Source organism: Vibrio sp. Isolate33, from assembly GCF_022397895.1.
Taxonomy (GTDB): Bacteria; Pseudomonadota; Gammaproteobacteria; order Enterobacterales; family Vibrionaceae; genus Vibrio; species Vibrio pomeroyi.
This window is the reverse complement of record NZ_JAKEUP010000001.1, coordinates 257,657-270,263: the sequence shown is the minus strand read 5'-3', so window position 1 is coordinate 270,263 and position 12,607 is coordinate 257,657. Positions and strand designations below refer to the sequence as shown.

Genomic DNA, 12,607 nt, shown 5'->3' with positions numbered 1-12,607 from the left:
TTGTGGAATCTAAAATTTTCAATATACTGCCCACCTGTGTAATAAATCATAATAATTAAATGGAGAAGCATCATGCAATCCAAGTTGTCTATTCAAGCCAAGACCAGTAAGCAGATAGGCGTGGCGTTTGCCGCACTCTTACTCGCAGGCTCTTTGGCCGGATGTAATAAGGTTCAGTCAGAAGAAACCGTTCAAGTTGTTAAGCCAGTAAAGCTGTTTGAGATCCCTCAACAGACAGATATGGAGCTTGATAGTTTTATCGCAAAAGTGGATGCGACCGACCGTGCTGCGCTTTCTTTCAATGTGGGTGGAGATATTGAAACTTTCTCTGTTCGCATGGGACAAGAAGTGAAGAAAGGACAGGTACTCGCCGTGTTAGATGCGACGGATTACCGTATTGCCGTTGATGCAGCACAAGCAAAATTTGATCTGGCGAACAGCCAATATAAGCAAGCGTCTGAGTTGTACTCGAAGAAGCTTGTGAGCACGGATTACTACGACCAAGCCGTAAACACCTTTACTGCCGCTGAAGTTGAGTTGGACCAAGCGAAAACAAACCTTGGTTACACCACATTAGTGGCTCCATTCGATGGTGTGGTATCGATGGTGTTTGGTAAGCAATATCAATTGATCGCAGAAAAGCAGCCGGTACTTAACATTTTGAATCACAGCGAAATGGATGTGACTTTCTCTATTCCGGTATCAAAGCTTGAAGACCGTTCAATTCAAGACCTAACAAGCTCAAACATGTGGGTTGTGATGGATAGCCATCGCGGCATTCGTATCCCAACGCGCTTTAAAGAGATTTCAACTCAGCCAGACGAAGATACCAACAGCTATCAAGCGGTTGTGTCTATCGAAAAGCCTGAAGACATCAATCTGCTTTCTGGCATGACAGCGCAAGTGGAAGTTCAGAAAAACAAATCCGACTACGGTATCGGGATTGTTGATTCAGCTTGGTTAAGCAAAGAAGCAGACCACGGTGAACTGTGGCGCTACAACCCAGAGTCACAATTGATTTCTAAAGTACAAGTCACCCTTGATGAACAAGGCAAGGTGATTGATGGCCTTTCTTCTGGCGACCTAATCGTAGAAGCAGGTGTAGATGTGTTATCAGATGGACAGCAAGTAAAAGCTTGGTTACGTGAGGGCGGTATTTAATGAACCTTTCCAAATTATCAGTTGTGGTTGCATCTGCGTTATTACTTCAAGCTTGTAATAACGAAACAGACCACCGTGAACAGCCTTCACTTTTGGTTTCAACCTTTGAAGTTGGCGCACCACTTACTGATCAATTCAGAAGTTTTAACGGACAGGTGATGCCAGCAGAACTTACACCGTTGGCATTTAAGCTTTCTGGTGAGATTCAGCAAGTATTGGTTGAAGCGGGTGACAAAGTTGAAAAAGGTCAGCTACTGGCGACCCTAGACAACGCGACATACAAACAAGATCTAACAGACGCTCAATCTCAGTTTGAATTGGCGAGCAAGCAATTGTCTCGTGGTACAGAGATGTTTGGTAGCAAGATGTTGTCGCAATCGGAACACGACCAACTAACCGCTAACTACAAACTGGCATCGGCTAATTTGGCTGCGGCACAACGCAAACTGAGCTACACAGAGTTGTTAGCACCATTTTCAGGCACGGTTTCTACCGTTGATAAGCAGCGTTTTGAAAACACGACACCGGGCGAAACGCTCCTTAGTTTATATCAGAACGATAAGGTCTACGTACGAATCCAAGTATCTGATTCGATCTTAGCGTCGATCAGCCCTGACATGCGTTCAAGTAGCTACCGTCCTGAAGCGAGCTATGGTGGTCACTCTGGAGAATATCCTCTGACGTATCTAGAGCACACCAGTGAATTGCACCCACAATCTCGTACATACGAGTTTTGGATGCAGATGCAGCAACCTGAAAGTGAAATTCTGCCGGGTACGAGCGTTACGGTCAATGTCGACATGGCGAAAGCAGGCCTAAGTGATGTTCAAGGCTACCAGTTACCAATGACGACTCTGCAAGCCGGCGCTGAAGCGAACCAATTTTACGTGTGGAAAATGGAAGACGGCCAAGCATTCAAAAGCGAAGTGGAAGTCGACAAGATCAGCGGCCAAGGTGCACTAATCGCTCATGGTGTTGAGCAAGGTGAGCTACTCGTAAATTCGAATCTAAGAAAACTCCGTGACGGAATCCAATTGTCAGGAAAAGCAGAATGAACATCGCAGAATATTCAATAAAGAACAAAGTAATCAGCTGGCTGTTTCTAGTCATTTTGGCCATTGGCGGTGTGACGTCTTTTGGTAATCTATCCCGTTTAGAAGACCCAGCTTTTACCATTAAAGATGCAATGATTATTTCAACTTACCCTGGCGCTACGTCTATGGAAGTTGAAGAAGAACTGACTTACCCGCTTGAAAAAGAGATAAGACAGCTCCCTTACATCGATAAGATCACATCGACCTCATCGAATGGTATGTCTCAAATTATGGTCAGCATGAAGATGGACTACGGTCCAGACGAGCTACCACAAATCTGGGATGAAATGCGTCGTAAGATTAACGATCTACAGCCAACACTACCAAGTGGTGTGAATTCGGTTCAGATCATTGATGATTTTGGTGACGTATTCGGTGTGATGATCATGCTGACCGGTGACGGCTACGACTACGTTGAGCTGAAACAGTACGCAGATTACCTAACGCGTGAAATCGAACTGGTCGACGGTGTCGGTAAAGTAAGCATTGCCGGTGACCAACAAGAACAACTGTTTGTTGAGATGTCACTGGAACGCTTAGCGGCATTAAACCTAGATATGTCGACGGTTACGTCACTGTTAGCACAACAAAACAGTGTGGTATCGGCAGGCGAGGTGATGCTGAATGGTCAAAGCCTAACGATCAAGCCAAACGGCACATTAAGCACGGTTGAAGAGCTAGAAAACCTCATCATTCATGGTCGCGATACAGGTAACCTGATTCGCTTGAAAGACGTCGCTGAAGTGACTCGCGGTATTCAAGAAAAGCCGGGCAATGTATTAACGTACAACGGTAAACCAGCAATCAACCTAGGAATTGCGTTCTCTTCAGGCGTAAACGTGGTTGAGATTGGTAAAGCATTGGATGCGGAACTGGATCGCCTAGAAAGCATTAAACCAGCGGGTGTAGAGCTGAACTACTTCTACAACCAAGCGCAAGAAGTCGATAAATCAGTGGCTGACTTCTTAATCAGCCTAGTTGAAGCGGTAGCCATCGTTATCATTGTATTGTTGTTCGCAATGGGCTTACGCAGTGGTTTGATCATTGGCTTGGTTCTTCTACTGACGGTATTCGGTACCTTCATCTTGATGGACTACAACGATGTCGAACTGCACCGTATCTCGCTGGGTGCACTGATTATCGCACTGGGTATGCTGGTGGATAATGCGATTGTTGTCGTTGAAGGTATTCTGGTTGGCTTGAAGAAAGGTAAGACCAAACTTCAAGCAGCAAAAGATATCGTGACACAAACACAATGGCCACTATTGGGTGCGACCATTATCGCTATCACAGCCTTTGCGCCGATCGGTTTGTCGAAAGACGCATCAGGCGAGTTCATGGGCTCACTGTTCTGGGTACTGTGTTTCTCATTGTTCTTAAGCTGGGTTACGGCACTTACACTGACTCCGTTCCTTGCAGAAATGATGCTGAAAGAAGAAGACAAGGTTGATGCGAACGAAGACCCATACAAAGGCATTCTGTTCGTTGTATTCGGCGCGTCTCTGAAATTTGCATTGCGCTTCAGATGGTTAACAGTAGTGAGCATGATTGCTCTGCTAGCGGCATCAATTGTTGGTTTTGGTATGGTGAAGCAACAGTTCTTCCCGCCATCAAACACACCAATGTTCTACGTCGACATGTGGATGCCAGAAGGCACCGATGTTCGTGAAACCATTAAGCAGACTGAAAAAGTTGAAAGCTATATTCGTCAACAAGACGACGTGGAGTTTGTAACCACAACGGTTGGGCAGGGCATGCAACGTTTCGCACTGACATACCAACCAGAAAAGAGCTACGAAGCGTATGCCCAGTTACAAGTAAGAACGACTGACCGTGACACTATGTTTAAGGCTCTAGCGGCGTTAGACAAAGACTTAGCAAACGAATTTGAACAACCAACGTTCCAGTTCAAGTTGATTGAGTTTGGCCCGTCACCGGCTTCAAAAATTGAAGCGCGTATTATCGGTGCCGATCCACAAGTACTGCGTAACATTGCGGTTGAAGTCGAAGACATCTTGCTTGCTGACCCAGGCTCTCGAAATGTGCGTCACGACTGGCGTGAACGGACTAAAGAACTTGTACCGCTGTTCAACGAATCTAAGGCTCGTCGCCTAGGCATTTCAAAAACTGACTTGTCTGAGACGTTACAGATGGCGTTTGGTGGTTACAACATCGGCCTACTGCGTGATGGTACTCATATGTTACCTATCGTGGCGCGTTTACCGGAAGAAGAGCGTTTTGATTTCGAATCGCTAAACAATGTGAAAATTTGGAGCCCATCGCTACAAACTTACATCCCAGTTGAGCAAGTGATTGATGGCGTAGAGCTTCAATGGTCTGAGCCACTGATTCAGCGTCGCGACAGAAAACGTACGCTAACGGTATTGGCTGACCACGATGTTCTTGGTGATGAAACGCCAGCGAGTCTGTTTGCTCGTGTTAAACCAAAGGTAGAAGCTTTAGATTTACCAGAAGGCTACAGCATTAGCTGGGGCGGTGAGTACGAAAGCTCTAAAGATGCGCAAGAATCTCTGTTTGGCTCACTGCCAATGGGTTACTTGCTGATGTTTATCATCACGATGCTTCTGTTTAATTCGGTTCGTAAGCCTCTTGTTATTTGGTTTACGGTTCCACTCTCCATCATTGGTGTTTCAATTGGTTTGTTAGGTACCAATATGCCATTCAGCTTCACGGCGTTCCTAGGCTTGTTGAGTCTAAGCGGCATGATTTTGAAGAACGGCATCGTATTGCTTGACCAGATCAACAGTGAGCTATCAACAGGTAAAGACCCATACTTAGCGGTTGTCGACAGTGCGATTAGTCGTGTACGACCGGTATCTATGGCAGCACTAACGACTATCTTGGGTATGATTCCTTTGGTATTCGATGCATTTTTCGGTTCGATGGCGATTACCATCATGGCAGGCTTAGGCTTTGCTACAGTACTAACGCTAATAGTAGTACCAGTGATGTTCGCTATTCTATATAGAATCAAACCGTCCACTGCGGGTTATTAGGGATTGATATAAAACAGATTCTTTTAAGCCAGCCCAGTCATTTTGACTGGGCTTTTTTATGCGCGTAATTTGGCACAACACTGATTTAAGTGAACATCTTTATGCAGAGAAAACGATGTGAAGACCGCTACACGAACAAAGCACTTCGTTAACAAAGGAGTGTGTTAAGGGACAGGTATTAAAAAAGCCGCTAACAAGTAGTCAGCGGCTTTAAGAAGAGTAGGGGCGGTTTTAAATTGCTAAACGGATATCTAATTCAATCGGCTTAGGCATCGCTAGGTGGTAGCCTTGGTACATGTCGAAACCCAAGCTTTGCATTGCCGCGAGTTGATGCTCTGTTTCTATGCCTTCGATGACAGTTTTCGCGCCGATTTGCTTCGCGAGATCTAGAACTAATTCCATTTCTCGTGTGTCACCTTGCTCAAAATCTAACATCACTGAGCGATCGATCTTAATGATATGAGGATTAATGTGGCGAACACGTTGTTCTGTTGATGCTTGCGTTCCGAAATCATCGACCGCGATCTGAAAACCATTCTCCGCAAGAGAGAGGGCTGCATCTTTCAAGCGCTCTTCACTTTCGGCATTCAGCTCTACCAATTCCATCACGATCTGCTCACATGAAAGGTTCAGCTCATGAAGACGTTTTGCCAGAAGGCTATCACTGACTTTTTCTGCAGCAAATAACTCACCAACGTTTGGAAGAACGTTCAAGAATAGGTGCAAATGACGGATAGTTGACTGTGCGAAGTTACGAATGTGGATAGCGCGACTGAGTCTCTCTACATTGATCTTATCTGTGCATGAGGTGTCATCGGAATGGAAGAAGTGATCAGGACGAACAATATCCCCTTTGCTATTCGAAATACGCACCAAAGCCTCTACGCCTATCTGAGTCATTGAGTCGTCAAATATAGGTTGATAGACACTTCTCAGTGTTAGATCTTGATATCTCGCAATAAACTGCATATCGGCATCCACAGATATACAGCTAATAAATTCACTTCTGTCTGATAAAATCATAGTCGCTAATAAAGGTGTTTATTCAATGACGAAAATATACGTCATGGCTGTCACAATATTGACAGGTGTTAGTAAATTGTCAATTAATAAAAACTCATTTGCAGGGTCAATATTTAAATAAATATAATTAACGAAAAATCAGCATGATAAATGATATTAACCATTAATTTAACTTATCATTCACTAGCTTTGATAGTTGCTGTGAATTTAATGGCTGAGTAACGCTTTACATATCAATCCCAACCAATATAAAGCTAGACCAGCGATACACCAGCGAAAAGTAGGGTTAAAGGCTTAGATTATGGGTGAATGTCAAAGTTAGAAAATAAAGATACTTAACTGGTTACATAGAAGTGATATCTATCTCTCAAAATCGATAGCATCGGAAGAACCGTTATTAATAATTCGATTAGAACGTTCGAATAATTAATGAGCAATGATTGAGTGTCTTTTATAAAATATTGGGATGAAGGTCTAACAATTTGCTTTCAATATTGATTGAAAAAGTTGACCCGTATTATCCCTACCATTGAAGTACGGCATAAAGTTGCAGGTATTTACGAACCAATTGTTGATTCCCTGACCGTTTTAGTGGGTGACCAAATTTAATAAAGCACGGACTGATCCTAAAGTTATTATTTAAATCGGCCGCGAATTGAGAATCACTCTCTCTTAACGTGATGCCTTGTTGGCTGTATTCGGTTATCTCGTCTGGGAGTTCTCCCATCCACCAGTGCAACAACTCACCACTGTTCTTACTTCGGCTTATCCAATGGTCAGAAACAATGATCAAAACGTCATTGGGTTGAATGGCGAATCCGTACTCTTGCTGCCAGTTATGAATATCTAGCATCAACTTTTTACGACACGTTTTTCCCGCGCTCACCATATGATGGCTAATCATCCAAACCGTGCCGATTTCAGAAGAGATTCGGAAGTGGCGGGGCGTTTCTCGAGAGGAGAGCATTTCTAATGGGCTGATGTTACTTGCATGATTAAAGCTTACGAAGGTGTGTTCCATTCGTCGGGCGAAGGCTTTACCGATGTGATGCTCACTGATCCCTTGGTTGTGCACCGTAGGATAATGACGCTCACAGAGTTTTAGACAATCGTCTTGAAACTGATTGACGCTTTTAATCACGAGATCTAATAACAATGAAGTCCCTTATACACAGTTACTATCTTATTGATGGGCAATAGTACGGTAATTAATGTGTCATTACCTATTGCCAAAGTGCGAGTTCTTGATCCCTCTATCAAAATTAGCGATTGCGGAGCGATTTTATGGATAGCACTGGCACTTCGCTGGTCTGTATTCTAAATTATGAGGAATTCTAATCAGTTAGAAAGACTATCTTTAGCAGCAAAGTTACCAGTGAGTTAGCTAGATTATAGTTTAGTCAGCTGTTCACGATGGATTTATTTACTCTTTACTTGGAAACATTCATGACCATTCAACTAGATTCGAAGCAAAAGTCTGAGCTTACCCATACTCTTCAAAAATACCTGCAAGATGAACTCGATGTGGAGCTCGGCCAGTTCGACACGGAATTCTTGGTCGACTTCATAAGTAAAAAGTTTGGTGCGGTTTACTACAACAAAGGGATAGAAGACGCCCAAAAAGTCATGGAACGTAAAATGTTAGATATCTCAGACGAGCTTTACGAGATCGAACAAATCGTTGAAATCTAACGTTTAGCCCAAACTTGTTCAAATAATTTGAATAACTCGTTTAATTTGAAATGATGTTACCAATGTAAAGCTTGGTAAATAATATGTTACACAAACTTGGTGTAGGGTACGCTTTTCGAAACTACACTACTCGTTAACATTCGGAAGAGATGCATGGACAACAACGTTAGAAATTACAACCCTTTAGCAAGAGCGATGCATTGGATTTCAGCTCTCGCGGTATTTGGCTTATTTGGTGTAGGCCTGTGGATGGTTGATCTTTCATACTACAGCGAGTGGTACAAAACAGCGCCAGACTACCACCGTTCGGTAGGCATTCTTTTGGCTGCTGTTACCGTTATCCGCTTGGTTTGGAAATTAGTTACCGCGTCACCTAAAGTCGAAGGTAAAAACTATGAAGTTGCAGCAGCGAAGATCGCTCACGGCTTCATGTACATCAACTTAGCGGTTTTATTTATTTCAGGTTATTTGATTTCGACATCAGATGGCCGCGGGATAGAGGTATTCAATTGGTTCACTGTACCAAGTATGGGCGAACTGTTTGCAAACCAATCTGATCTCGCAGGTACGGTTCACTACTATGCTGCATGGGTACTGATCATTATGGCATCAGTGCACGCCTTAGCGGCGATAAAACACCACGTTATCGACAAAGACGATACGCTACGAAAAATGATAGGAGCTTCAAAATGAAAAAGTCAATTATCGCTACAGGATTAGCATTTGCTATGGCAATGCCTTTCGCTGCGAACGCCGCTGATTACGTGATTGATACAAAAGGTGCGCATGCTTCAGTTAACTTTAAAGTTAGCCACCTAGGTTACAGCTTTATCCAAGGCCGTTTTAACACATTCTCAGGTGATTTCTCATTTGATGAAAGCAACGTTGAAGCATCAAAAGTAAACGTAACTATTGATACAACAAGCCTTGATTCAAACCACGCAGAACGTGACAAGCACATCCGTAGCTCTGACTTCATTGATGCAGGTAAATTCTCTGACGCTACTTTCAACAGCACAAAAGTGGTTGATAAAGGCGACGGCAAACTTGAAGTAATGGGTGACCTTAAACTTCACGGCGTAACTAAGCCTATCGTTATCGAAGCTGAATTCATCGGTGCTGGTCAAGACCCATGGGGCGGTGAGCGTGCTGGTTTCGTTGGTACAACTCGTCTAGAACTTGCTGACTTCAACATTCCAGTAATGGGCGCTTCAAGCTACGTAGATATGGATCTACACGTTGAAGGTGTAAAGAAGTAATCTAGCTATTGATGATTGCTGGCTGGTATCAATCTTTTATGTAACACCAAAAGTTGAATCGATACCTGATACCTAGAAAGCAAAAGCAACAGTTAGAAAAAGAGAAAGGCGCAAAGTATTCACTTTGCGCCTTTTTATTATGGTAAATGGTAACGCGTTTCGATCTGTTTTGTGTCAAACCTTTAGTTGCGCTTTAAGCCACCATTTACTTTTAGCCAGTCAACGTTGCCATGACTGATTTTCGAGGCGAACAACTAATCCCTAATTGTTCAACCTTGTCCTAGTTAGCTAACCACTTCCTAGTAAAACAGTCGTTAGCTAAACGCTTCCTAGTTAAACCGTTGTAAGTTAAACCCTTAGCCAGTTAAGCCGTTTCTAGTTCTGCTTTTGGTACTACGTTTAGGCGGTCACCGTAGATTGGGCGAAGTGCTTGCATCACCTCAGTACGAGTAAGAACACCTACCATTACGCCGTTTTCCAATACTGGAAGCATATGTGGCTGGCTCACTTTCATCGCTTTTGCACGCTCTTCTAGAGAAAGAGAAGTCAGGCGAGTTGCGAAGCCCATGCTTGTAGTAGGGTACAGTTGTTCTTTGTCGATACATAGGAACTCAGCTACATCAACCAGCTTGTCGTTTGCATCGATTGCCACAACGTCACGGCTCATTAGGTCTACGACTTTTTGGCCTTTAGTTGGGATGTAGTCTTGGCACCAAAGGTCAACCATTACGTCGTGAACAGAGAAGATACCAACAAGACGACCTTCAACATCGCAAACAGGAGCGCTAACAAGTTGAGCGTCTAAAAGTGAATCAATTGCCACTGATGTAGGCATTTCTACGCTTAGTGTAATTGGTTGAGTGTTCATGATTTGCTTGATAGTCGTTGCTGTGTTCATAGTGATTTCCTTAACTGACGTAATTTCTGTTGTTTGTGTAATTGCAGTAATTTTTGCTGCTTTAAGTTGTGGGCGGCGGTAGATGCTCCAATTGGCTAAGCCGACCAATACCGAACCACCTACAATGTTGCCGATTGTTACTGGCACCAAGTTTGCGGTGACAAATTTCATTATGTTTAGGTCTGCGTACTGGGCTGGTGTTGCGCCAATTTGCATCCAAAAACTTTCTGGTGCGAATGCTTGAATCGTGATGCCTAGTGGAACCATGAACATATTCGCCACACAGTGTTCAAAGCCTGAGCTAACGAACATCGCCACGGGTAATACAGTCATCATGGCTTTGGTCATCGCATTAGCAGAGCTGAACGTTAACCAAATGGCTAAACACACCAATAAGTTACAAAGCACACCCAAAGCAAAAGCTTGAACAGGGCTGTGGTGTAGCTTGTGTTGAGCAATATTCAGAGCATTTAAGCCCCATTGCCCACCATCCAATTGATACAAGCCAGCTGCGCTTACTAGAGCCAAAAGGAACATGGCACCGATAAAGTTACCGACATAGACCTTGCCCCAAATAGACAGCATCTTAGTGAAGGTAATCTGCTTGTTAGCCCATGAGATGCTTGATAACACTGAGCTGGTAAACAGCTCGCCACCGCAAATCACAATCAGGATTAAACCCATACTGAATGCAAGACCGCCAGCTAAGCGACTCAATCCCCATCCAGCATCAGCGCTGCCCGTGGTTACCGTGATGTAGAATAAAAAAGCAAGCCCGATGAATGCGCCAGCCATGATTGCCAAACTCAATGTCATGCTGCTGGTTTTATTTGCTTTGCTTAATGCAAACTTCTCTGCTTCCGCCATCATTTCTGTTGGTGAGAACAGTTGATGATTTTCAGAAGTGCTGGTTGCCATATCCCCCCCTTGAACAATCCGTCATGTGTAATTCCTAGTGTTAATGACTTGGTTAATCCGTAATGGTTAATCAGTAATGTTTTGCAGGGCTCGTTGTGTCCTGCCATTCCAGATTAGGGGGTAGCGAGGTAGAGGTAAAATTGATAATTTTTAAAAACCACATCAAATTTATTGATATAGCTTGGGTTACGAGTAGAATGAAATCGATTGCTCATCGGCTTGATAAAAAACGAGCATCAGGACACAAATAATTAAAAGCATTAAGGATGAATTTTGCGTTATTCATTAAAGCAACTCGCGGTATTTGATGCAGTGGCAGATTCCGGGAGTGTTAGTATTGCGGCAGACAAGTTGGCGTTGACTCAATCAGCGACAAGTATGTCTCTTGCACAGTTGGAAAAAATGCTCGGCAGGCCTTTATTTGAAAGGCAGGGCAAGCAAATGGCTCTTACTCATTGGGGCATGTGGCTAAGGCCAAAAGCGAAGCGTTTACTGCAAGACGCACAGCAAATAGAAATGGGTTTCTATGAGCAGCATTTACTGAGCGGAGAGCTCAAATTAGGTGCGAGCCAAACCCCCGCTGAACACTTGGTTCCAGACCTCATCAGTATTATTGATAACGACTTTCCAGAGATGAGAATCTCGCTCGGTGTACAAAGTACCGACGCCGTTATCGATGGCGTATTAGATTACAAATATGACTTGGGTGTTATCGAAGGCCGTTGTGACGACAGCCGAGTTCACCAAGAAGTGTGGTGTACGGACCATTTAACGGTAGTTGCATCCGCTCATCACCCGTTTGCGAAGCGTGAAAGAGTGAGTTTGGCGCAACTAGAGCAAGCGAAGTGGGTATTACGCGAACACGGTTCGGGTACTCGCAAAGTTTTTGATAGCTCTATTCATCATTTAATTGGTGATCTTGATGTTTGGCGAGAGTATGAACACGTTCCTGTTTTAAGAAGTTTGGTAGCAAACGGCCCATATTTAACGTGTTTACCTTATCTAGACGTCGAGCAGTTTGTTGAATCAGGTCAACTCGTTACCTTGAATGTTCCAGAGCTTGAGATGGAACGTACGCTTTCATTCATTTGGCGTGCCGACATGGCAGAAAACCCACTTGCTGAATGCATTAAGCGTGAAGGCAAGCGTATGATGAAAGGCAAACCGTCAGTTCTATAGCGGTAATTTGATAAAAGGCTAGGGGCTGTTGACCTTTCGTGGTTAAGTTTTGTTCGAGGTAAAATCGTTTTAGACGCGGCGAAGAGTATGTAGCCTAGTCATTCTAAGCAAATATTCTTCAACAAAGTATAAAGCGATTTTAACCGAACCCTTCGGGCAGCCCTTGTGGTTCATTTCTACTGCGTTATCGCCTTTTCATGTAGGCTAGCTACACGTCAAAGCCTCTGTCTTGTATAAATTTCCCACAAAGGCTGCAAAATCAAGCTCGAAAGGTTAACAGCCCCTTATAACCAAATGTGTTGAATAAGCGATGTCGGTCTCTATCTAGTGATAAATGCACATTCGTGTACATTATTAATGTGATCA

At 43.7% G+C, this 12,607-nt stretch carries 10 protein-coding genes; 7 read left to right on the top strand and 3 right to left on the bottom strand.

All coding sequences use genetic code 11. The features are described 5' to 3' along the window. Positions 1 to 72 precede the first annotated feature (72 nt). The 3 genes from L1D37_RS01155 to L1D37_RS01145 are packed head-to-tail and all read left to right on the top strand — an operon-like array spanning position 73 to position 5,272. The gene (locus L1D37_RS01155; protein WP_239846573.1) at positions 73 to 1,161 is read left to right on the top strand and encodes an efflux RND transporter periplasmic adaptor subunit; all 1,089 of its coding nucleotides are present in this window, start codon (positions 73 to 75) and stop codon (positions 1,159 to 1,161) included. Further along, on the top strand, positions 1,161 to 2,216 hold the full coding sequence (locus L1D37_RS01150; RefSeq protein WP_239846572.1) for an efflux RND transporter periplasmic adaptor subunit: 1,056 nt from the start codon (positions 1,161 to 1,163) through the stop codon (positions 2,214 to 2,216). Before L1D37_RS01155 ends, L1D37_RS01150 begins: the two co-directional genes overlap by 1 nt. Next, the gene (locus L1D37_RS01145; RefSeq protein ID WP_239846571.1) at positions 2,213 to 5,272 is read left to right on the top strand and encodes an efflux RND transporter permease subunit; all 3,060 of its coding nucleotides are present in this window, start codon (positions 2,213 to 2,215) and stop codon (positions 5,270 to 5,272) included. Before L1D37_RS01150 ends, L1D37_RS01145 begins: the two co-directional genes overlap by 4 nt. Positions 5,273 to 5,503: 231 nt before the next feature. Here the strand turns inward: L1D37_RS01145 and L1D37_RS01140 are convergent, their stop codons facing one another. Both L1D37_RS01140 and L1D37_RS01135 read right to left on the bottom strand, forming a co-directional pair. Next, positions 5,504 to 6,241 carry an EAL domain-containing protein gene (locus L1D37_RS01140; protein ID WP_239846570.1) on the bottom strand — a complete coding sequence of 246 codons (738 nt, stop codon included), beginning with the start codon at positions 6,239 to 6,241 and terminating at the stop codon, positions 5,504 to 5,506. 577 nt (positions 6,242 to 6,818) lie between these two features. After that, positions 6,819 to 7,451: a hypothetical protein gene (locus tag L1D37_RS01135; RefSeq protein WP_017631160.1), complete on the bottom strand. Its 633-nt coding sequence runs from the start codon at positions 7,449 to 7,451 to the stop codon at positions 6,819 to 6,821. A 290-nt stretch (positions 7,452 to 7,741) separates the two neighbouring features. On the opposite strand from L1D37_RS01135, the gene L1D37_RS01130 reads away from it, so the two are divergent. The 3 genes from L1D37_RS01130 to L1D37_RS01120 all read left to right on the top strand — a co-directional run bounded on the left by L1D37_RS01130 (position 7,742) and on the right by L1D37_RS01120 (position 9,246). After that, positions 7,742 to 7,987 (top strand): DUF2164 domain-containing protein, encoded by a 246-nt coding sequence (locus L1D37_RS01130; protein ID WP_017059821.1) that lies wholly within the window; start codon positions 7,742 to 7,744, stop codon positions 7,985 to 7,987. Positions 7,988 to 8,140: 153 nt separating this feature from the next. Then, the gene (locus L1D37_RS01125) at positions 8,141 to 8,680 is read left to right on the top strand and encodes a cytochrome b (protein WP_239846569.1); all 540 of its coding nucleotides are present in this window, start codon (positions 8,141 to 8,143) and stop codon (positions 8,678 to 8,680) included. After that, positions 8,677 to 9,246, top strand: a complete 570-nt coding sequence (locus L1D37_RS01120; protein ID WP_132763107.1) for a YceI family protein — start codon at positions 8,677 to 8,679, stop codon at positions 9,244 to 9,246. The genes L1D37_RS01125 and L1D37_RS01120 overlap by 4 nt, the downstream gene beginning before the upstream one ends. Before the next feature lie 364 nt (positions 9,247 to 9,610). On the opposite strand, the gene focA is transcribed toward L1D37_RS01120, so the two are convergent. Beyond that, a complete protein-coding gene (focA, locus tag L1D37_RS01115; protein WP_017631157.1) occupies positions 9,611 to 11,062 on the bottom strand; it encodes a formate transporter FocA in 1,452 nt (483 codons plus the stop codon). 273 nt (positions 11,063 to 11,335) lie between these two features. Between focA and L1D37_RS01110 the strand changes: the two genes are divergently transcribed. Next, a complete protein-coding gene (locus tag L1D37_RS01110) occupies positions 11,336 to 12,241 on the top strand; it encodes a LysR substrate-binding domain-containing protein (RefSeq protein WP_017631156.1) in 906 nt (301 codons plus the stop codon). Positions 12,242 to 12,607 lie beyond the last annotated feature (366 nt).